This window comes from Pseudomonas sp., from assembly GCF_002796985.1.
In the GTDB taxonomy this organism is placed as follows: Bacteria; Pseudomonadota; Gammaproteobacteria; order Pseudomonadales; family Pseudomonadaceae; genus Pseudomonas.
Map to the genome: position 1 here is coordinate 180382 of NZ_PEKX01000008.1, position 20362 is coordinate 200743.

General features: G+C 65.4%; 23 protein-coding genes and 1 tRNA gene. 12 read left to right on the forward strand and 12 right to left on the reverse strand.

What is annotated here, in order from left to right; all coding sequences use genetic code 11:
* Positions 1–25: 25 nt before the first annotated feature.
* The 3 genes from CTR55_RS13435 to CTR55_RS13445 all read right to left on the reverse strand — a co-directional run bounded on the left by CTR55_RS13435 (position 26) and on the right by CTR55_RS13445 (position 1597).
* A complete protein-coding gene (locus CTR55_RS13435; protein WP_296286872.1) occupies positions 26–427 on the reverse strand; it encodes a YkgJ family cysteine cluster protein in 402 nt (133 codons plus the stop codon).
* A 133-nt stretch (positions 428–560) separates the two neighbouring features.
* Positions 561–1100 (reverse strand): isopentenyl-diphosphate Delta-isomerase, encoded by a 540-nt coding sequence (gene idi / locus CTR55_RS13440; RefSeq protein WP_296286874.1) that lies wholly within the window; start codon positions 1098–1100, stop codon positions 561–563.
* Between the two features lie 47 nt (positions 1101–1147).
* Positions 1148–1597 carry a DMT family transporter gene (locus CTR55_RS13445; RefSeq protein ID WP_296286876.1) on the reverse strand — a complete coding sequence of 150 codons (450 nt, stop codon included), beginning with the start codon at positions 1595–1597 and terminating at the stop codon, positions 1148–1150.
* Positions 1598–1723: 126 nt separating this feature from the next.
* On the opposite strand from CTR55_RS13445, the gene CTR55_RS13450 reads away from it, so the two are divergent.
* The gene (locus CTR55_RS13450; RefSeq protein ID WP_296286879.1) at positions 1724–2125 is read left to right on the forward strand and encodes an SRPBCC family protein; all 402 of its coding nucleotides are present in this window, start codon (positions 1724–1726) and stop codon (positions 2123–2125) included.
* A 104-nt stretch (positions 2126–2229) separates the two neighbouring features.
* On the opposite strand, the gene CTR55_RS13455 is transcribed toward CTR55_RS13450, so the two are convergent.
* A complete protein-coding gene (locus CTR55_RS13455; protein WP_296286880.1) occupies positions 2230–4254 on the reverse strand; it encodes an NADPH-dependent 2,4-dienoyl-CoA reductase in 2025 nt (674 codons plus the stop codon).
* Between the two features lie 191 nt (positions 4255–4445).
* Between CTR55_RS13455 and CTR55_RS13460 the strand changes: the two genes are divergently transcribed.
* From CTR55_RS13460 to selB, 7 genes are all read left to right on the forward strand, one after another.
* On the forward strand, positions 4446–4634 hold the full coding sequence (locus CTR55_RS13460) for a hypothetical protein (protein WP_296286881.1): 189 nt from the start codon (positions 4446–4448) through the stop codon (positions 4632–4634).
* Positions 4635–4787: 153 nt separating this feature from the next.
* The gene (gene fdnG, locus CTR55_RS13465; protein ID WP_296286882.1) at positions 4788–7865 is read left to right on the forward strand and encodes a formate dehydrogenase-N subunit alpha; all 3078 of its coding nucleotides are present in this window, start codon (positions 4788–4790) and stop codon (positions 7863–7865) included.
* Between the two features lie 8 nt (positions 7866–7873).
* On the forward strand, positions 7874–8806 hold the full coding sequence (gene fdxH / locus CTR55_RS13470) for a formate dehydrogenase subunit beta (protein ID WP_296286883.1): 933 nt from the start codon (positions 7874–7876) through the stop codon (positions 8804–8806).
* Positions 8807–8863: 57 nt separating this feature from the next.
* A complete protein-coding gene (locus CTR55_RS13475; protein ID WP_169936308.1) occupies positions 8864–9490 on the forward strand; it encodes a formate dehydrogenase subunit gamma in 627 nt (208 codons plus the stop codon).
* A 134-nt stretch (positions 9491–9624) separates the two neighbouring features.
* Positions 9625–10557, forward strand: a complete 933-nt coding sequence (gene fdhE, locus CTR55_RS13480) for a formate dehydrogenase accessory protein FdhE (RefSeq protein WP_296286887.1) — start codon at positions 9625–9627, stop codon at positions 10555–10557.
* 246 nt (positions 10558–10803) lie between these two features.
* Positions 10804–12210, forward strand: a complete 1407-nt coding sequence (gene selA, locus CTR55_RS13485; protein WP_296286889.1) for an L-seryl-tRNA(Sec) selenium transferase — start codon at positions 10804–10806, stop codon at positions 12208–12210.
* On the forward strand, positions 12207–14129 hold the full coding sequence (gene selB / locus CTR55_RS13490) for a selenocysteine-specific translation elongation factor (RefSeq protein WP_296286890.1): 1923 nt from the start codon (positions 12207–12209) through the stop codon (positions 14127–14129). Before selA ends, selB begins: the two co-directional genes overlap by 4 nt.
* A gap of 126 nt (positions 14130–14255) precedes the next feature.
* Here the strand turns inward: selB and CTR55_RS13495 are convergent, their stop codons facing one another.
* Positions 14256–15710 (reverse strand): alpha/beta hydrolase, encoded by a 1455-nt coding sequence (locus CTR55_RS13495; protein WP_296286892.1) that lies wholly within the window; start codon positions 15708–15710, stop codon positions 14256–14258.
* A 70-nt stretch (positions 15711–15780) separates the two neighbouring features.
* The gene (locus tag CTR55_RS13500) at positions 15781–16107 is read right to left on the reverse strand and encodes a hypothetical protein (RefSeq protein ID WP_296286895.1); all 327 of its coding nucleotides are present in this window, start codon (positions 16105–16107) and stop codon (positions 15781–15783) included.
* Positions 16108–16282: 175 nt separating this feature from the next.
* Here CTR55_RS13500 and CTR55_RS13505 point away from each other — a divergent pair.
* A tRNA-Sec gene (locus tag CTR55_RS13505) sits at positions 16283–16378 on the forward strand.
* Between the two features lie 282 nt (positions 16379–16660).
* Here CTR55_RS13505 and CTR55_RS13510 read toward each other — a convergent pair.
* Both CTR55_RS13510 and CTR55_RS13515 read right to left on the reverse strand, forming a co-directional pair.
* Positions 16661–16957 carry a hypothetical protein gene (locus CTR55_RS13510; RefSeq protein WP_296286897.1) on the reverse strand — a complete coding sequence of 99 codons (297 nt, stop codon included), beginning with the start codon at positions 16955–16957 and terminating at the stop codon, positions 16661–16663.
* Positions 16958–17011: 54 nt separating this feature from the next.
* Positions 17012–17227 (reverse strand): DNA-binding protein, encoded by a 216-nt coding sequence (locus CTR55_RS13515; RefSeq protein WP_296286898.1) that lies wholly within the window; start codon positions 17225–17227, stop codon positions 17012–17014.
* Between the two features lie 103 nt (positions 17228–17330).
* Here CTR55_RS13515 and CTR55_RS13520 point away from each other — a divergent pair, with 103 nt between their 5' ends.
* The 3 genes from CTR55_RS13520 to CTR55_RS13530 all read left to right on the forward strand — a co-directional run bounded on the left by CTR55_RS13520 (position 17331) and on the right by CTR55_RS13530 (position 18494).
* Entirely contained in the window at positions 17331–17753 is a 423-nt protein-coding gene (locus CTR55_RS13520; RefSeq protein ID WP_296286900.1) for an Arc family DNA-binding protein, read from the forward strand.
* A 13-nt stretch (positions 17754–17766) separates the two neighbouring features.
* Positions 17767–18009 (forward strand): DNA-binding protein, encoded by a 243-nt coding sequence (locus tag CTR55_RS13525; RefSeq protein WP_296286902.1) that lies wholly within the window; start codon positions 17767–17769, stop codon positions 18007–18009.
* A 62-nt stretch (positions 18010–18071) separates the two neighbouring features.
* Positions 18072–18494: a hypothetical protein gene (locus CTR55_RS13530; RefSeq protein WP_296286904.1), complete on the forward strand. Its 423-nt coding sequence runs from the start codon at positions 18072–18074 to the stop codon at positions 18492–18494.
* A 12-nt stretch (positions 18495–18506) separates the two neighbouring features.
* Here the strand turns inward: CTR55_RS13530 and CTR55_RS13535 are convergent, their stop codons facing one another.
* The 4 genes from CTR55_RS13535 to CTR55_RS13550 form a co-directional block, all read right to left on the reverse strand.
* Positions 18507–18830: an excalibur calcium-binding domain-containing protein gene (locus CTR55_RS13535; protein WP_296286906.1), complete on the reverse strand. Its 324-nt coding sequence runs from the start codon at positions 18828–18830 to the stop codon at positions 18507–18509.
* A gap of 78 nt (positions 18831–18908) precedes the next feature.
* Entirely contained in the window at positions 18909–19127 is a 219-nt protein-coding gene (locus tag CTR55_RS13540) for a DUF6434 domain-containing protein (RefSeq protein ID WP_296286907.1), read from the reverse strand.
* A gap of 83 nt (positions 19128–19210) precedes the next feature.
* Entirely contained in the window at positions 19211–19414 is a 204-nt protein-coding gene (locus CTR55_RS13545) for a hypothetical protein (protein ID WP_296286908.1), read from the reverse strand.
* Positions 19415–19469: 55 nt separating this feature from the next.
* A complete protein-coding gene (locus CTR55_RS13550) occupies positions 19470–20102 on the reverse strand; it encodes a GrpB family protein (RefSeq protein WP_296286910.1) in 633 nt (210 codons plus the stop codon).
* Positions 20103–20362: the final 260 nt, after the last annotated feature.

Below are 20362 nucleotides of genomic sequence, written 5' to 3' on the forward strand. Positions count from 1 at the left end.
CCGTTTCTCCCTGACGGATTGGTACTCAGGCGGTCTTCTTGCGATACGCGCAGTAGCCGGGGCGCGGGCCGACCTGCGGGTGGTTGCGGCAGGTGTCCGGGCGCTTGGCGTAGACGCTGCAGAGGCGGGTCTTGCGGTCGAGGAAGTAGCAGTCGCCGTTGCTGGTGCGGGTCAGGGTGAAGATGCCGCTCTTCTGGTTGAAGCGCTCGACGATACCTTCCTTCAGCAGGCGCTTGGCGATGTGCTTCGCCGGTTCGTCGCGCTCGAATTCGTCGACGACGCCGATACGGATCAGGTCGTTGACGTTCACTTCCGCCGGCATGGTGCAGCAGGTGGCGTTGCAATCCTTGCACAGGCCCGAAGTGTACTTGGCCCAGGTTTCCAGGCGGTCCAGTTCGGCGTTGGCGATCAGCGGTGGTTTTCTCATGGCGGCAGTCGGTGCGGTAGCGCGAAGGCGCGCATCATAGTGGCCGGCGCGAAGAATTGCGCGGGCTTTCGACGAAGAGCAGGGGCGTCTAACAGAGGGGCGACGATCAGAGCGGCGATGAACAGCAGGCGACTTACAGGGCGGAGATTCCGCCGTTGTCGCGCAGATAGTCCCTGACGGTCGGGTAGCAGATGAGGAACCAGGGCGTGAAGCGTTCCGGGTGCCCGGCCATCTCGGCTTCCAGTTCGGGCAGGGTGACGTATCGGAAGTCGTCGGCCTCTTCCGGATCGGGACGCGGCACCTGCTCGTCGATGGCGCCGAACAGATGGCCGTACTCGTGTTCGGTCATGCCGTTGGCCAGCTCCAGGCGGTAGCTGAACTCGAACAGCTTGTGCAGCTCGACCTGTACGCCCATCTCCTCGCGCAGCCGGCGCTCGGCGGCGTGCTTCGCGGATTCGTCGGGGTAGGGGTGGCCGCAGCAGGTGTTGCTCCACAGTCCGCCGCAGTGGTACTTGCCCGCCGCCCGGCGCTGCAGCAGTAGTTTGCCGGCGCGGTTGAACACGTAGACCGAGATGGCGCGGTGACGCAGCCCGAGATGATGGGCCTGGTGTTTCTCCATCGTGCCGGTCGGGTTGTCGTGTTCGTCGACCAGGATCACCTGGATATCGGTCATGGGTGCCTCCCGTGGACGAGCCGTTCTGTGAGTCTAACCGGACCGGATCAGCCCTTGCGGATCATCCAGATGCCGACGGCGATGGCGGCCATGCCGGCGACCTTCAGCGTACTCACCGGGGCTTCCTTGAAGCCCGCCCAGCCGAAGTGGTCCAGTGCCAGCGCCATGCCCAGCTGGCCGGCGAGCACCAGCACCATGAACATCAGCGCGCCGACGCGCGGCGCGGTGAAGGCGGCGATGAAGATGAAGAACATCCCCAGGAAGCCGCCGCACCACTGCCACCAGGGCATCCCGCGCATCGCGGCGAGTGTCGGGAACTCGCGGTTGGCCAGGGTCAGCGCCAGCAGACCGAGCATGCCGACGAAGAAGGAAATCAGCGCGGCGGCCAGCACGCTGGAGACTTGCTTGGCGAGTTGGCCGTTGATGCCGGCCTGAAGCGGCAGGCAGGCGCCGGCGATCAGCGGCAGGACGAACAACCACCAGGGTGGCGTAGGCATGGGAAACTCCGGAAAGGGTCGCAAAGCAGGGCGGCGAAGGGCTGGCCTGCGGTCGATCGAGAATAGTCAGCCGCGTAGTATGCACCAGACCGGAGCATCGCTCCCGCCCCGATGGAGGTCCCGACCATGGCCACCCGCGCTTCACGCGTGCTGAGCGTCCGCATCGAACGGCCGCGCGACACTGCCTACGAGTTCCTCGCCGATCCGACGAACTTCCCCTACTGGGCATCGGGGTTGTGCAGCTCCATCGAACCGCTGGAAGGTGAGCTTTGGCTGGCGCAAACGCCCCAGGGCCCCATGCGCGTGCGCTTCTCGCCACGCAATGCGTTCGGCGTGCTCGACCATGACGTGCTGCCCGAGCAGGCGCCGGCCGTCCATATCCCGTTGCGACTGATCGCCAATGGCGATGGCAGCGAGCTGCAACTGACCCTGCTGCGCCAGCCACAGATGGACGACGCCACCTTCGAGCGCGATGCGCAGTGGGTGGAGCGCGACCTGCAGGCGATCAAGGTGTTGCTGGAGTCCTGAGGAACAGATGCTTACCTGTAGGAGCGAGCTTGCTCGCGAACGGGGTTGCCGGCTGCATTGGCGCCGGGCGGTTCGCGAGCAAGCTCGCTCCTACAAACAAGTAGCTAGAGCCGCGCCGCCAGCTCCGCGCCATCGCGGATCGCCCGCTTGGCATCCAGCTCCCGTGCCACGCTGGCGCCGCCGATGATGTGGTAGCGCAGGTTCTGCGCCGCGAGCGTCGGTTGCAGGTCCAGCAGCGGCTCCTGGCCGGCGCAGATCACCACGTTGTCCACCGCCAGGCATTGTTCCTGGCCGTCGATACGGACGTGCAGCCCGTCATCGTCGATTCGTCGATATTCCACGCCACCGAGCATGCGCACGCCGTGATGCTTGAGGTGTGCGCGGTGTACCCAGCCGCTGGTCTTGCCTAGCCCGGCGCCAGGGTGGCCGGCTTTGCGTTGCAGCAGCCAGAGCTGCCGGCGGGGTGCGGCGGCGACTGGTGGGATCAGCCCGCCTCCCGTGGTGTTGTCCAGGTCGATGCCCCACTGGTCGAGCCATTCGCCCAGCGGTTGCGGGCCGTCGCGCTCGGACAGCAGGAAGTTGGCGACGTCGAAGCCGATGCCGCCGGCGCCGATCAGCGCGACCTTCTGGCCGACCGCTGCGCCGCGCAGTACATCGAGGTAGCTGAGCACCTTGGCGTGGCCGATGCCCGGAATCGAAGGCGTGCGGGGCTGGATCCCCGTGGCGACTATCACCTCGTCGTACTCGCCGCTCAGTTCACCGCGCTGGATACGCCGGCCCAACTGCAACTCGACGCCCAGTTCGCCCAGGCGCACGGCGAAGTAACGCAGCGTCTCGTGGAATTCCTCCTTGCCCGGCACGCGCTTGGCGAGGTTGAACTGTCCGCCGATTTCCCCGGCGGCCTCGAACAGCGTCACCCGATGGCCGCGCTCGGCGGCGACACAGGCGGCGGACAAACCGGCCGGCCCCGCGCCGATCACCGCGATGCGCTTGTGGACCCGCGCCTTGCGGTAGCGCAGTTCGGTTTCAAAGGCGGCGCGCGGGTTCACCAGGCAACTGGCGCGGCGGTTGGCGAAGGCGTGGTCCAGGCAGGCCTGGTTGCAGGCGATGCAGGTGTTGATCGAATCGGCGCGGCCGGCGGCGGCCTTTTCCACGAACTGCGGGTCGGCCAGCAGTGGCCGGGCCATGGACACCAGGTCGGCGTGGCCCTCGGCGAGCAGTCGTTCGGCGACTTCCGGCGTGTTGATGCGGTTGCTGGCGATCACCGGCACCCGCAGTTCGCGGCGCAGGCGCGCGCTGACTTCGGCAAAGGCCGCGCGCGGCACCGAGGTGACGATGGTCGGCACCCGTGACTCGTGCCAGCCGACGCCGGTGTTGAGCAGGTCGATGCCGGCGCCTTCGAGGGCTCGCGCAACGGTGCGCACCTCGTCCCAGCTGTTGCCGCCTTCCACCAGGTCGAGCAGCGACAGGCGGTAGCTGATGACGAAGCGTTCGCCCAGCGCGCGGCGAGTACGGCGGACGATTTCCAGCGGCAGGCGCATGCGGTTGCCCAGGTCGCCGCCCCAGCGGTCCTCGCGCTGGTTGGTGCGCGGGCAGAGGAACTGGTTCAACAGGTAGCCTTCGCTGCCCATGAACTCCACGCCGTCGTAGCCGGCGGCATGGGCGAGTTTCGCGCAGCGCACGAAGGCGGCGAGGGTGCGCAGGATGCCGCGCTCGGAAAGCTCGCGCGGGGCGAACCAGCTGATCGGCGATTTGATCGGCGAGGCCGAGACCACCAGCGGGTGATAGCCGTAGCGCCCGGCGTGGAGGATCTGTAGCAGGATGCGCCCGCCCTCGCGGTGCACTGCCTGGGTCAGGCGTCGATGCGCTGGCACCTGCAGGCCGCTGGTGAGGCTGCTGCCCAGTGGCAGCAGCCAGCCTTCGCGGTTGGGCGCGAAGCCGCCGGTGATGATCAGCCCGACGCCGCCGCGCGCCCGCTCACGGTAATAGGCGGCAAGCTTGCCGAAGTCCCACAGACGGTCTTCCAACCCGGTGTGCATCGAGCCCATCACCACGCGGTTGCGCAGCTGGAGGGGGCCCAGGTCGAGTGGGGCGAGCAGGTGAGGGTAGGGCGAGGCGGCGGACGACATGGAAGCGCTCTTGGGCAATCAGGTCCTGCCACCCTACTGGCCAAGGTGCACGTCGGTTAACGGCCCGGTTGCCGTGCCGTTCGGGCATTTCGGTCAAGCCTTTCGGTTGACAGCTGGCCCACAGGCTCCAGACTCAATCCTATGGCAGGGCTGCAAAGCCCCGATCGCTGGCTGAAGTGACGGAGGTCGTCATGAAAGCGATAAAAACAAGACATGCGCGCCATTACCTGCTCGCTGCCCTCATCGGCGTGGCCCTGCTCGGGCTGCACGAATCCCTCCAGCCGGATCGCGCGCAATCCGCCTGTCGTCCCGACGGTGCCAGTATCTCCTGCGCCTACCCGCCCGTTGCCCATTTTGGGGTATTCGGCAGTTCGTTCTGAGTGGCGCACTGACGCGCGTCAATGCGCCGCAAAACCTCCGCGTGCATGGTCTGCCCCGCTCAAAGCTGGCGCATTGCGTCTGCTTGGCTATCTTTTAAGCGGCAAGGGTCCGGCTATGCACCGGACGTACGCTGCCTGATCAGGAGACGCACGATGGATATGAACCGTCGGCAATTTTTCAAGGTCTGCGCCGTGGGCCTTGGAGGATCCAGCCTGGCGGCACTCGGGGTTGCGCCCCCGGATGCCTTCGCCGACCAGATCCGCCATTTCAAGCTTGCGCGCACCGTCGAGACCCGCAACACCTGCCCGTACTGCTCGGTCGGTTGCGGCATCCTGCTGTACAGCCAGGGTGACGCGGCGAAGAACGTCGCGCAGAACATCATCCACATCGAGGGTGATTCCGATCACCCGGTCAACCGCGGCACGCTTTGCCCCAAAGGCGCCGGCCTGCTCGACTTCGTCCACAGCCCCAACCGCCTGAAGTACCCGGAGATTCGCGAAGCCGGTACCTCGGAGTGGAAGCGCATCGGCTGGGACGAGGCGCTGGACCGCATCGCCAAGCTGGTTAAGGAAGACCGCGACGCCAACTTCATCGAGAAGAACGCCCAGGGCCAGACGGTGAACCGCTGGCTGACCACCGGCTTCCTGGCCGCGTCGGCGTCTTCCAACGAAGCGGGCTACATCACCCACAAGGTGGTTCGTTCTCTCGGCGTACTGGCGTTCGACAACCAAGCGCGTGTCTGACACGGCCCGACGGTGGCAAGTCTTGCCCCGACGTTTGGCCGTGGAGCCATGACCAACCATTGGACCGACATCAAGAATGCCGATCTGATTCTGATCATGGGCGGAAACGCCGCTGAAGCGCACCCGTGCGGCTTCAAGTGGGTGACCGAAGCCAAGGCGCACAACAAGGCGCGCCTGCTGGTGGTCGACCCGAGATTCACCCGTTCCGCTTCGGTGGCCGATTACTACGCGCCCATCCGTACCGGCACGGACATCGCCTTCCTCGGCGGTCTGATCAACTACCTGCTGGAAAACGACAAGTACCAGAAGGAATACGTGCACAACTACACCGACGTCTCCTTCATCGTGAAGGAAGGCTTCGGCTTCGACGACGGGCTGTTCAACGGCTACGACGCGGAGAAGCGCACCTACCCGGACAAGTCGTCCTGGCAGTACGAGCTGGGCGAGGACGGTTTCGCCAAGGTCGACCCGACCCTGACGCACCCGCGCTGCGTATTCAACCTGATGAAGCAGCACTACAGCCGCTATACGCCGGACGTGGTGAGCAACATCTGCGGCACGCCCAAGGACATGATGCTCAAGGTGTGGGAAGAGATTTCCACCACCGCGGCGCCGACCAAGGTCATGACCATCATGTACGCCCTGGGCTGGACCCAGCACTCGGTGGGCGCGCAGATGATCCGCACCGGCGCGATGGTCCAGCTGCTGCTGGGCAACATCGGCATGCCCGGCGGCGGCATGAACGCCTTGCGCGGCCACTCCAACATCCAGGGCCTGACCGACCTGGGGCTGCTGTCCAACTCGCTGCCCGGCTACCTGACCCTGGGCATGGACGCGGAGCAGGACTACAACGCCTTCATCACCAAGCGCACCAGCAAACCGCTGCGTCCGGGGCAGTTGTCCTATTGGCAGAACTATCCCAAGTTCCACGTCAGCCTGATGAAGTCCTGGTTCGGCAAGGCCGCCACCAAGGACAACAACTGGTGCTACGACTGGCTGCCCAAGCTGGACATGCCGGGTGCCGGCTACGACGTGCTGCGCTACTTCGACATGATGTACCAGGGGCAGGTCAACGGTTACTTCTGCCAGGGCTTCAACCCCATCGCCTCCTTCCCCAACAAGGCCAAGGTCAGCGCCGCGCTGGCCAAGCTGAAGTGGATGGTGGTGATGGACCCGCTGGCCACCGAGACCTCCGAGTTCTGGCGCAATGCCGGCGAGTTCAACGAGGTGGACAGCAAGGCGATCCAGACCACCGTGTTCCGCCTGCCCACCAGTTGTTTCGCCGAGGAGGACGGCTCCATCGTCAACTCCGGGCGCTGGTTGCAGTGGCACTGGAAGGGCGCCGAGCCGCCGGGTGAAGCGCGTACCGACATCGCCATCATGAGCGGCCTGCTGCATCGCCTGCAGGCGGCCTATCGCAAGGATGGTGGCGCGTTCCCCGACCCGATCCTCGGGCTCGACTGGCCGTACCTGACCCCCCACGAACCCACGCCGGAGGAAATCGCCAAGGAGTACAACGGCAAGGCGCTGGCGGATATCGTCGATCCGAACAACGGCATGGTCCTGGCGAAAGCCGGCGAGCAGCTCCCCGGCTTCGCGCTGCTGCGCGACGACGGCAGCACCGCCAGCGGCTGCTGGATCTTCGCCGGCTCCTGGACGCAACTGGGAAACCAGATGGCCCGCCGCGACAACAGCGACCCCTACGCCATGGGCCAGACCCTGGGCTGGGCGTGGGCGTGGCCGGCGAACCGGCGCATCCTCTACAACCGCGCCTCGGCGGACGTCAGCGGCAAGCCGTGGGACCCGGTGAAGAAGCGCCTGGTGTGGTGGAACGGCAAGGCCTGGGGCGGCACCGACGTGCCCGACTACAAGGCCGACGTACCGCCGGAAGCGGGGATGAACCCGTTCATCATGAACCCCGAAGGCGTGGCGCGTTTCTTCGCCGTCGACAAGATGGCCGAGGGCCCGTTCCCCGAGCACTACGAGCCATTCGAGACGCCCATCGGCGTCAACCCGCTGCACAAGAACCCGCAGGCGATCAGCAGCCCGGCGGCGCGGGTGTTCAAGAACGACATGGAGCTGTTCGGCAAGGCCGACGAGTTCCCTTACGCCGCGACCACCTACCGGCTCACCGAGCACTTCCACTACTGGAGCAAGCATTGCCGTCTGAATGCCATCCTCCAGCCGGAACAGTTCGTCGAGATCGGCGAGGCGCTGGCGAAGGAACTCGGCATCAAGGCCGGCGACCGCGTGAAGGTCTCGTCCAACCGTGGCTTCATCAAGGCGGTGGCGGTGGTGACCAAGCGTATTCGTCCGCTGCAGGTCAACGGCCAGACCGTGCACCACGTCGGCATCCCCATTCACTGGGGCTTCTCCGGGATTGCGCGCAACGGCTACCTGACCAACACCCTGACCCCCTTCGTGGGCGACGGGAATACGCAGACGCCGGAGTTCAAATCCTTCCTCGTCAACGTGGAAAAGGCGTGAGGTGAAGCATGAGTAGTCAAGACATCTACGCCCGCTCCGCCACCACCACGCCGTCGCCTTCGGTGCGGCACGAGGAGGAAGTGGCCAAGCTGATCGACGTGTCCAAGTGCATCGGTTGCAAGGCCTGCCAGGTCGCCTGCTCGGAATGGAACGAGCTGCGCGACGAGGTGGGCCACAACCACGGCACCTACGACAACCCGATCGACCTCACGGACCAGTCCTGGACGGTCATGCGCTTCACCGAGTATGAGAACCCCGCCGGCCACCTGGAGTGGCTGATCCGCAAGGACGGCTGCATGCACTGCGACGAACCCGGCTGCCTGAAGGCCTGCCCGAGCCCCGGCGCGATCGTGAAGTACGCCAACGGCATCGTCGACTTCAACCAGGACCACTGCATCGGCTGCGGCTACTGCATCACCGGCTGCCCGTTCAACATCCCGCGCATCTCGCAGAAGGACCACAAGGCGTACAAGTGCACCCTGTGTTCCGACCGCGTGGCGGTGGGCATGGAGCCGGCCTGCGTGAAGACCTGTCCGACCGGCGCCATCGTCTTCGGCACCAAGGAGGACATGAAGGAGCACGCCGCCGAGCGCATCGAGGACCTCAAGTCGCGCGGCTTCGAGAACGCTGGCCTGTATGACCCGAAAGGCGTGGGCGGCACTCATGTGATGTACGTGCTGCACCACAACGACCAGCCCTCGCTGTACGCCGGCCTGCCCGACAAGCCGGCGATCAGCCCGATGGTCAGCCTGTGGAAAGGCCTCAGCAAACCGCTCGGCCTGCTGGCCATGGCGGGCGTGGTGCTGGCCGGGTTCTTCCACTACACCCGCATCGGCCCCAACCGGGTCGAGGAGGATGAGGAAGGCGGGCCAGACCCCGAGGCGCCGGTGCACAAGGTCGACCCTTCGGTGCATGACTATGATCCGCGTGATCCCCGCTGACTGACTTCCGCCCTCCTCGCGGGGAGGGTGGATTAGGGCAGCAAGGAGCCCGACGACATGAAAAAAGATATCCAGCGCTACAACGCCAACGAACGGAGCAACCACTGGATGGTGGCCATTCTGTTCTTCCTCGCCGGCCTCTCGGGGCTGGCGCTGTTCCACCCGGCCATGTTCTGGCTGACCAACCTGTTTGGCGGTGGTCCGTGGACGCGCATTCTCCATCCCTTCCTCGGGGTGGCGATGTTTCTGTTCTTCCTCGGCCTGGTGATCCGCTTCGCCCACCACAACCTGGTGGAAAAGCGCGACGTGCAGTGGCTCAAGCAATGGCGCGACGTGGTGACCAACCGCGAGGAAAACCTCCCGGAAGTCGGCCGCTACAACGCCGGGCAGAAGCTGCTGTTCTGGACCCTGCTGCTGTGCATGCTGGTGCTGTTGGTGACCGGTTTCGTGATGTGGCGTGCCTACTTCAGCCACTTCTTCGGTATCGACCTGATCCGTATCGCCTCGCTGCTGCATGCCTTTGCCGCCTTCGTGCTCATCTGCAGCATCCTGGTGCACATCTACGCCGGCATCTGGGTGAAGGGCTCGATGGGCGCCATGCTCTACGGCTGGGTCAGCCGCGGCTGGGCGCGCAAGCACCATGCGGCGTGGCTCAAGGACGTGGACAAGGGCAAGGGTCACTGACCTGCAACGCTGCTGAAATGAATGCCGGCTGACACGGGAGTGCCAGCCGGCACGGACAGTCCCCTCTCCCACCGGGAGAGGGCTAGGGTGAGGGGCTTTTTCGGCCCCGAACCCCCATCAACAAGGAGTCCTGCGTGTCAGGCCGAATTCTCGAACCCGGGCAGATCGAAGCTGCCGCCAACATCCCTCCGCTATTCAACCTGCCATCCCCCGATCTGTTCTCCCGCCGCGCCGCGCGCTTGCGTGAACTGGCACCGGGCAACCCCCTGCAGGGTTACCTCGAACTGATTGCCGGCGTCTGCGACGCTCAACAGACGCTGCTGGAGCGCAAACTGTTCCTGCCCACGCCGGACGCCGCCGCGCTGGCCCGCAGCCGCGAGCACCGCATGCCGCCGCTGGCCTACGAGGTGCTGGTACGCGAAGGTGCGTGGCTGCCGCTGCTCGACGCCTTCCTCGACGCCTATGAAGTCACCGCCAACCCGGCCGTGGTCGAGGCCCTGAAGGCCCTGCGCAACGCCGACTCCGGCCAGCGCAAGGCCTGGGCGCTGGGCCTGCTCAATGGCCAGTTCGACCTGCTGCCACCGGCGCTGGTGCCGTTCCTCGGTGCCGTGCTGCAAGTCGCCTTCAGCCAGATGTTGCTGGCGCTGCCCGACGACAGCCTGGCGGAAACCGACAGCACGACCCTTTGCCCGGCCTGCGGCGCGCCGCCGGTGGCGGGAATGATCCGCCAGGAAGGCAAGTTCGCCGGCCTGCGCTACCTGTCGTGCTCGTTGTGTTCCTGCGAATGGCACTACGTGCGCGTGAAGTGCAGCCACTGCGCCGAGAGCAAGGGCCTGAGCTACTACTCGCTGCAGCGTGAAGGCGTTGCCAGCGACCAGGCGCCGCTCAAGGCCGAGACCTGCCCCGGCTGCCAGTCCTACCTCAAGCAGTTCTACCTGCAGCACGACAAGCTCGCCGAGGCCCAGGCGGACGACCTGGCCAGCCTCGCGCTGGACATCCGCCTGGCCGAGGACGGCTACCTGCGCACCGCGCCGAACCTCCTGCTGGCACCAGGCGGCTCTTCGTAGGATGTGGTGGAGCGCAGCGATACCCATCAAGCCCAGTACCGCGACAGCATGGGTATCGCTTCGCTCCACCCATCCTACAAAGGCATAGCCACGCAGGGCGGATAACGCGGAACGCGTTATGCGCCGCCGGCCTCAAGTCGAGGTAGCCGGTGGATAACCGCAAGCGGTTATTCGCCCTACACTGACCCAAGCCATCGTCCCCAGCACATTGCTCCCAGCACATTGCTCCCAGCACAAGGTTCGTCCATGACCTCGGTACGCTTGCCCTCCATCGACCGCCTGCTGCGCAGCCCGGCCTGCCAGCCGCTGCAGCAACGCTATGGCCGCGAGGCCCTGCTCAAGACCCTGCGTGACCTGCTCGACGAACTGCGCGAGCCCGCGCGCCACGGCCAACTGGCCGCCGTCGAACTGGAAGAAGCCGTGCTCGCCGGCCGCGCTGGCGAACGCCTTGCCGCGCACCACGCCAGCCGGGTGCGCCGCGTGTTCAACCTCACCGGCACCGTGTTGCACACCAACCTCGGTCGCGCCTTGCTGCCCGAAGAAGCCATCGAAGCGATCACGCTGGCCGCGCGCTACCCGCTCAACCTCGAATTCGACCTGGCCACCGGCAAGCGTGGCGACCGTGACGACCTCATCACCGGGCTGATCCGTGAACTCACCGGCGCCGAAGCCGTCACCGTGGTCAACAACAACGCCGCCGCCGTGCTGCTGGCACTCAACAGCCTGGGCGCGCGCAAGGAAGGCATCATCTCCCGCGGCGAGCTGATCGAGATCGGTGGCGCCTTCCGCATCCCCGACATCATGTCCCGCGCCGGCGTGAAGCTGGTCGAGGTGGGCACCACCAACCGCACCCACGCCAAGGACTACGAAGCCGTGATCGGCCCGCGCTCCGGCCTGCTGATGCGCGTACACACCAGCAACTACAGCGTGCAGGGCTTCACCGCCAGCGTCGCCACCCCGCAGCTCGCGCAGATCGCCTACACCCACGGCCTGCCGCTGCTGGAGGACCTGGGCAGCGGTACCCTGGTCGACCTCACCCGCTGGGGCCTGCCCAAGGAACCGACGGTGCAGGAAGCCCTGCGCGACGGCGCCGACATCGTCACCTTCAGCGGCGACAAGCTACTCGGCGGCCCGCAGGCCGGGCTGATTCTCGGCAGCAAGGAACTGATCGGGCGGATCAAGAAGAACCCGCTCAAGCGCGCGCTGCGGGTGGACAAGCTGACCCTCGCCGCACTGGAGGCCGTGCTCAACCTCTACCGCGACCCCGACCGCCTCGCCGAACGCCTCACCAGCCTGCGCCTGCTCAGCCGCCCGCAAGCCGACATCCGCGTCCAGGCCCAGCGCCTGGCGCCTGCTTTGGCAGCGCTGCTGGGCGAACGCTGGAGCGTCAGTGCCGTGGACGCCTTAGGCATGATCGGCAGCGGCGCCCAGCCGGTCGCGCGGCTGCCCAGCGCTGCGCTCTGCCTGCGCCCGAACCAGCCCAAACGCCAGCGCGGTCGCGCGCTGCTGGACCTGGAAGAACGCCTGCGCTGCCTGCCGATCCCGGTGCTCGGTCGCATCGACGACGACGCCCTCTGGCTCGACCTGCGCCAGCTCGACGACGAGCCCGGCTTCGTCGCGCAACTGCCGCTGCTGGCCGAGGGCGACGCGTGATAGTCGGAACCGCCGGGCACATCGACCACGGCAAGACCTCGCTGCTGCGTGCCCTCACCGGCGTCGCCGGCGACCGCCGCCCGGCCGAGCGCGAGCGCGGCATCACCATCGACCTCGGTTACGTCTACGCCGACCTAGGGGAGGGCGCGCTCACCGGCTTCATCGACGTGCCGGGGCACGAGCGCTTCGTTCACAACATGCTCGCCGGAGCCAGTGGCATCGACCTGGTGTTGCTGGTGGTGGCGGCCGACGACGGCGTAATGCCGCAGACTCGCGAACACCTGGCCATCGTCGAACTGCTCGGCATCCGCCGCGCCATCGTTGCGTTGACCAAGGCGGATCGCGTACCCGCCGAGCGAGTCGAGCAGGCGGTTGGTGAAGTGCGGGAGCTGCTGGCGGCCGGGCCGCTGGCGGGTGCGCCTATCTTCCCGGTTTCCAGCGTCAGCGGAGACGGTATCGAGGCGTTGCGTGAAGCGCTTGCCGAAGCAGCCCGAGACACCCGCGAGCGTGCGGCAAATGGTGGATTCCGTTTGGCGGTGGACCGCGCCTTCAGTGTCAGCGGTGCTGGCGTCGTCGTCACCGGAACGGCCTTTGCTGGCACCGTGAAGGTCGGTGATGAACTGCTGCTGGGTAATGCCGGTCGTCGCGTTCGCGTGCGTGGCCTGCACGCGCAGAACCGCGAAGCGCAGCAGGCGCATGCCGGCCAGCGCGTGGCGGTAAACATCGCAGGTGAGCGCCTGAGTCTCGAACAGATTCATCGGGGCGACTGGCTGATCGCTGCCGAGCTTCACGCACCCACCACGCGTATCGATATCGACCTGCACCTGTTGCCCAGCGAAACTCGCAATTTCGCCCACTGGACGCCAGTACATGTCCACCTCGGCGCGCAGGACGTCACCGGCCGCGTCGCGCTGCTCGAAGGCGAACGCCTGCAACCCGGCGAGCGCGCCTTTGCGCAGCTGGTACTGAATGTGCCCAGCCATGCCGTGCAGGGCGACCACCTGGTGCTACGCGACCAGTCCGCGCAGCGCACCCTCGGTGGCGGGCGCGTGCTTGATCCAAGTGCCCCGGCGCGCAACCGGCGCAGCCCGGAGCGCCTGGAGCAACTGCGCGCCCTGCAAGGTGACAGTCTCGAAAGCGCCTTGCCCACCCTGCTGGCCCACGCCAGCAATGGCCTCGATCCCGCGCTGCTGGCGCGTCAGTTCAACCGCCCGCGCGAGGGCTGGCAGTTGCCTGGCGCACTGGTCGAAATCCACACCCGGCTCGGCGCGCGACTGTTCGCCGCCGAACGCTGGTCCACGCTGCAACAGCAACTGCTCGCTGCCCTGCAACGCTTCCACGCCGGAGCTCCCGACGAGCTCGGCCCCGACCGCGACCGCCTGCGCCGCTACGCTTTTTCGCAACTGGAACGGCCGGTCTTCATCGCCCTGCTGGAAAGCCTGCTGGCGACAGAACAGGTCGACAACAGCGGCCCCTGGCTGCACCTGCCTGATCACCGCGTGCAGCTGGGCGAAGCCGACGAACAACTGCGCGAACGCCTCTGGCCGTTACTCCTGGCCGGCGCCTTCGACCCGCCCTGGGTACGCGACCTTGCCCGCGAACTGAAGGCGGAGGAGGGCGACGTGCGCCTGCTACTGCGCAAGCTCGCCCGCCTGGGCCAACTGCACCAGGTGGTGAAAGACCTGTTCTACCCCGAACAGACCCTGCGCCAACTCGCCGGCCACGCGATGCACCTGCGCGACGAAGCCGGCATCATCCGCGCCGCCGCCTTCCGCGACCGCATCGGCATCGGCCGTAAGCGCTGCATCCAGTTGCTGGAGTACTTCGACCGCATCGGCTTCACCCGCCGCTTTGGCAATGAGCGGCGGATCAGAGAGGATTCGGCGCTGGCGCAGTCGACCGCTGTAGAAACTGTCTGAACTCCCGTTCCCCACGCCCCTCGATAGCCCTGTTCACCACTGGGGAGTGGGTCCAATGAGCTCCTGGCGGATTCTGCTGTTCATCGCCGTCACCCGGATCGCCGTCGTGCTGGACCGGGGCAAGCGTTAGCGCGACGGCAACACCTGATCGACCCGTTGCACGAGGTAGTCGTAGAACGGGTTGGAGGTCACCCGCTGGAACAGGTCCAGCCCGACGATCAGCACGCCGCGCTCGCCGCGTGGCGTGAGGGTGCCCAGGCGGATGCCGAAGTTTTCGCTAGTGTCCGGGTACTGGCCGTAGAGCGCGTCGTTGGGCGGGAAGGGCAGCGCCACATGGGACAGCGAAAACAGGTCCGCCGGGTAGTTCATCGCCAGCGGCTGGCTTACCTGCTGCTGGCTGTGGGCCGGCGTGTGCAGGGCCGCTGTCTGACTGTTCTCGGGGCTGTTGGAGATCACTGTCAGGTCGTAATTGCGCTCGCGTTCCGGTAGCAGCCGGTCGCCGAGCGTGGCCATTTCCGGGCGTAGCAGCGGGCCATAATTCAGCGAACGGTTGAGGTCGAACAACACCAGTTCGCTGCCGTTGTCCGGCAGGCGCTCATACAGGTTGCTGATGACCGCCGGAGTGCTCACGGTACTGTCGGCCAGCGACTGGAAAGTGAGGATCGGCGGCAGGCCCGCAAGCTTGCCGCTGCGATTGGCACTCTCGATGCTGCGCTGCACGGCCTCGGTCAACTCCACCGTCTGCCGCGCCGCCGCAATCGGGAAGGAGTTGTACTTGAACGGGTTGAACTCCGGCAGCACGTTCATCCACGCTGCCTTGGCGAAGGCCGGCAGCAGCGCCGGCAAACCGGCCAGCCCGGCAAATTGCGCGTAGCGGGTAACGCCAATCATCGGCGAGATCAGCACCAGTTGCTTGGGCATCACCAGGCTCGGGTCGTCCAGCGCATCCAGGCTGTATTTCATCGCCAGCGCGCCGCCATTGGAGAAGCCCACCATCAGCAACGGCGCGCCCTTGGGCAGTTGCGTAGTGGCCTCGCGCACCGCCAGCCGGGTGGCCGCCATCCAGTCTTCCCAGTCCGCATCCGTGAGCCCGGCGGGCACCGTGCCATGGCCCGGCATGCGGATCGCAATCACCACGAAACCCTGCTGCCGCAAGTGCTCGCCCAGGTGGCGCAGGCTGTAGGGCGAATCGGTCAGCCCATGCAGCAGCACCGCCGCGCCGCGTACTTCACCGTTGGGGCGCATCTCGTAGGAGCGGTTCCAGTCAGTGGCGAAGTGGCCGGGGTAGACCTGGCTCTGGTCGAAGTAGCGGTTGTAGGCGACGCGCTCGAAGGGTTGCAGGCTGGCCGCCATTTCCTTGCGCATGGCTTGCATCAGCTTGTCTTCGGCGGCCAGGTAACCGGCCCAGTCCATGCGGTCGATCTGCTCGCTGTGCAGATCCTCCGGCACCCAGGTGTGCCAGGGCTCCAGCGGCGGGATGCTGCGCAGCGCGGCGACCCGAAGCCCCAGTGCCAGCACGGCAATGGCGAGGATAACGATGACCAGCCAGAGCAGCGCTTTGGTAAGTTTTGCATTCAGCATGGAATTCCCTTGTCAGCTTGCTAGACAAGCATAGAGCCGTTGATAGCACTGCGGCATGCAGCGCTGTCGCTCAGAAAAGATCGGCGAACCAGCGGTAGAACGGCGTACAGGCGAACGCCGTTGTTGTGAGGGCGCTGTAGAACATCTGCGTGCGGTCATCGCTGTAGGTATCCAGGCGCGCACGCACGTAGAAGACCGGAATGATCACGGCGGCGGCGAGAAAGCGCCCGGACTCTGCGATGGCGTCGGTGGGCAGGGAGTGGAGCAGGCCTGTCAGACCCCAGAGCGTGTAGAACAGTACGACAGCCAGGGCGAACAGCCCATCCGCAGTGCTGAGCACGAAAGTCAGCACTAAGCCCATCGGGCTTCGGGCATCAAGATAGAGTCGGTTCTTCATGCAGCTTTCATCCTTGAAGGGCGCCCAGCATAAAGCGAAGTTCCCGCGGGCTTCTGCTAGCGGCGTCGCCTCGCGGCCACTGCGGCATCACTGCGCTGGCATCCATCAGGGGAAAGATGGCAACATCCCGGCTCCCGCTTTCGCCGCTGCGTTCGTGCAGCCGGCTTCTGATCAGGGAAGGCAATCACGCCCGGTGGCGTGGCCGGGCTTCAAACCCGGTGGGGGACGGCAGCCGTTCCTGGGTGAGTTCGACTCTCACTGCCTTCCGCCAATTCTCCTGGCCCCTCGAAACGCTCAGTGTCGAAAAAGTGTCGAAGAACTTTCATCTACGGGCCTTCCGTGCGCGAGTGCGGAGCGACTGGAAGTGTTCTCTGTCGGCGGGTGCGGCTGGCATCGATTCGGAGCCAGCGATCAGCAGTCCCTGCAAACGTTGACGGTCCTCTTTCCTTGGCGCGTCTGGCTGCGAAGCATTCATCAGGCTCATCTGGCCAATCTCCTTACGGATCAATGATCGCTGCTCACTCTGGGCAAGGGTGTCAGGCGTTGAGTCCCTTCAGCACATCATGATCCCGTCCTGAGGGATCAGGTCTTTGCAGGCTTCCACCTCTCCCGGTTCGAGTACCTTCAGCGACTGGATGTTGTGCCAGAACATCTCTTGTGGATAAGGACGGCGGAGCGTTTGGTCCATCACCAGGAAGTAGGGGCGGCTGATGATCTGATCCAGCGGTGGCACTACGCCGACGATCTGGATGCAGTGCAGCTCCGGAGTGGGGTCGGCGTCGCAGGTGGTGGATACCAATGCGTAATGGCCGAGCAGAGATGTGGGATTTGCCGAGCCGTATTGGTACATGTGGATTCTCCTGAGGGCGAGTCACTAGCTTTCAGTGTGTGAAATTGCCGAATTTCAACTGGTCCATTTCTGTGTCACTAGCCAGCGCCTCAAAAGAGCGCTGTTGATCATGCGTCGATCACCGATGCGCACAGTGGGGAGCTGCCCATTCACCGCCCACGCCAGGGCGAGCTGAAACTCGATACCGTTTCGTTCCGACCAGTGCTCGATGGTTTCCAGGTCCTGGCGATTGTTCGGAGGCGCGTTGGAGTGCGTGTGATCCGGTTCCATGATGCTCTCCGGAAGTTATTGTGGACCACCGTGATCTATTTGATTTTGATGGGATCACGGTGGTTCCATTGTTGTCAAGACCACCGTGGTCCATCATCCGGCAATGAGCAGAGATGACCCTCAATTCAAACTTCGTATGCCGATTGAGCTGCGCTTGCAGGTCGATCAGGCTGCGTCCGCTTCTGGGCGATCTTTAAACGCCGAACTGGTTGCCCGGTTGGAAGCAAGCTTCCTCACCGCAACGCCAGGCGACACGTTGGTTCCCGCCGCGAGGGCGCGAGAGCTGATGGCGCTCGCTCGTGAAGCGCTTCCAACGATCATCAGGAATCGCGCCATCAGCGCGATCAATCGAGCGGTATCGCTGGGACATAGCGTGGCCAGCGTTTCTCTGCACGATCTCTCGCTAGCGGAAGGCTTGTCGGATGATGAGCGTTCAAAGCTGACCCTGCCGTTAACTCAGGAGCTTGAAGCTGAGGGATATGCAGTGGCGTGGGATGGGGCTTCGGCGATTCTGATTCGCTTCTGAGGTAGTTGTGGCAATGGGGAAAGTCGAAGAGCGTCTCCGAATTCTTGTCCGTCATCTTGGTCCGTCGCATCTGGCCAAAATGACCACTATCAAAAATCGTCGCCGCTGGCAGACGGTCGCCACGGACCTGAAGACCAAGACGCGAGTGGAAGACCTCGAGCAAGTGATCGCCGCCTTTCCGGAATACGAGCTTTGGCTGTGGAAGGGCGAAACGGACGCTGCGCGCGGGCAAGTAGCCCCGGAGGTAGATGGCTAGGGCCCCAGCCAATACGCTGCCCTGAGGTCGCGACAAGCACTCCCGCAAGGATGAAGCGAGCCATGGTCAGACTGGACCAGTTCACCGAAGACCATCTGGAACTGAGCGACCTGTGGCGCTGGCAGGACGGCATTCGCGAGGATGCGTTCCTGGTGCCGCTGGCAACGGCGGCGGAGGTGGCGCCCGGTGTTTCGTTGCTGCTGGTGCGGGCGCTATTCCGACTGCCGGCGGGCATTGCGCTACAGGGGCTGCTGGCCTACGACCCGATCGGGCAGGACGTGTACGCGGTGCAGGTGCTGATTGGCCGCGACAGTTACTCCTTCAACAAGTACCTGCCGGAAGCTTCCTTCGAGGAGGTGTTGGCATTGGCCGATCGCTTGAAGGTCAGCACCGGCGGTGTGCTGCCGCTGCGCTATAGCGTGGTGCGGCAGGCGCTGGCCGTGCGTGACGGCCAGTTTACGCTGTGGCTGGGTGGAGGCCTGTAGGGCGGCTTTCGCCTACATGGAGCACCACTGATCCTCGCAGGGGATGCCATCCCCGTCGCCATCCATCTTCATGCCCGGACAGCTGCGCAGGAACGCCTTGGCTTCCGCGCAGGAGGTCATCTGCGAGCAGTGTTGGCGGCCATCGCAGCGCACGCTGAGCGTGGGTTCGGGCTTGGTTTCGAGCGTCGCGACGGGTTCGATGGCGGGCTCGCTGGGCGCAACGGGCGCGCTGACAGACGATGGCGCTGCGCGGAAGAAGCGCGACTGCCAGGTCGGGTTGTCCATGTACTGCCAGGCGAGCAGCGCGAGAGCGGCGAGGAAAATCCATTTCTTCATGGTGGTGTCCGGGGGTGAGTGCTTTGCGGATTCTAGCGGGCCACCACATCGCTACGCCAATGTTGGTACTCGGCGTGTTCAGCCAATGGCGAGGCCTTTCCGGCGCCGCCACTCATCCACCACCGCGCCCATGTCCGTTGGCGCGCCGCTGCGTATCCAGGCCATGAAGGGGCGGTCGAAGTGGAACGCGTCGCCGCAGTGCTGGGTCATGAAGCGGCGGACGTTCTGGGTGTTGCGGTAGTGGGCGTCGAGCGGGGTCTGCCGGGTGATCGGGTCGCTGTGCCAGTCGAAGGCCATGGTGTCCATTCCTGTGCCTTGGGGGAGCGCCCGTTATAGCGCACTCGGCAGCCGCTGGCGCGGTCTGCCGAGGTGTTGCGGCGTCACTGGCCCCCCATCATCCGCTGTTGCTGCGCCGAGTAATCGTCGCTTTGCAGGCGCACGCGGGTGGGCTGGCGTTCGAGGTTGTCTTCGCCGAAGGATTCGCGCACGGGCGATTCGATGGCGCCGAAGCGGTTGTAGTGCGGGGCGTCGGCGCAGCCGACCAGGGTGAAGCAGGCGAAGGTAACCACGGCGAGCTTGAGCATGGGACTTCCTCCTGAGGGGGAGTTCCGAGCTTCGGCCGGGAGTATTAACGACGGATTAACGCGGGCTGCCCGGGCCCTGGATTTCGCCTGCGTGGGGCGCGTCGCCTGTGCGGTCGCGCTGGTGCTCCGACGGGTTGAGTGCGCGGCCGAGTATCTGTGCGACGACTTCGTCCTTGCCTTCGGTGTAGGCGTCGCGGTCGGTGGGGAAGCGCTTCGCCAGTTCGTGCTTCACCTGGGCGTAGAGCCGAGCATCGTCGGGGTGGGTGCGTAGCCAGTCGCGGAACAGCAGGCGGCGCGAGGCGTCGCTCAGGTCCATGACGTGGACGTGGTGGGTGCGCCCGCTGCCCAGCGGCGGCATGCCTTTGACGAAGAACATCCGCGAGGTGTCAGGGTTCTCGGCCCAGTACTGGTAGCCCAGTTTTTGCAGCGGTTCGATCAGACGGTGCGGGTCGCTGCCCAGTGGCGGCAGCAGGAGGATGTCGATGATCGGCTTGGCGTCCAGCCCCGGCACGGCGGTGCTGCCGATGTGCTCGATGCCCAGGCCGGGGAGGTCGGCGGCGCGGGCGATGGCGGCGGCTTCTTCGGCGAAGCGCTGGGGCCAGCGGGGATCGGCGGCAATGACTTCGATGCGGTCTTCTTCGGCGTTGCTCCAGCGCTGGCCGTCGAATTCGGGGGCTTGCGGGGGCATGTGAAAACTCCAGCGGTGCGGCGGTGGGGGCGAGGATTGGAGATTCTGCAGGGCGGGGAGTTCCGGAGAAATCCTGTAGGAGCAACTGTCTTCTTTCTGGCAAGTCTGTGCCGACGTTTCCCCTCACCCCAACCCTCTCCCGGAGGGAGAGGGAGCAGATTGTGCCGGCTGACGCTGTAGTTTCATTCTGCGCCGAACGGTCCCCTCTCCCTCTGGGAGAGGGTTAGGGTGAGGGCAGACCCAAGCGCAGAAGCTCAGGG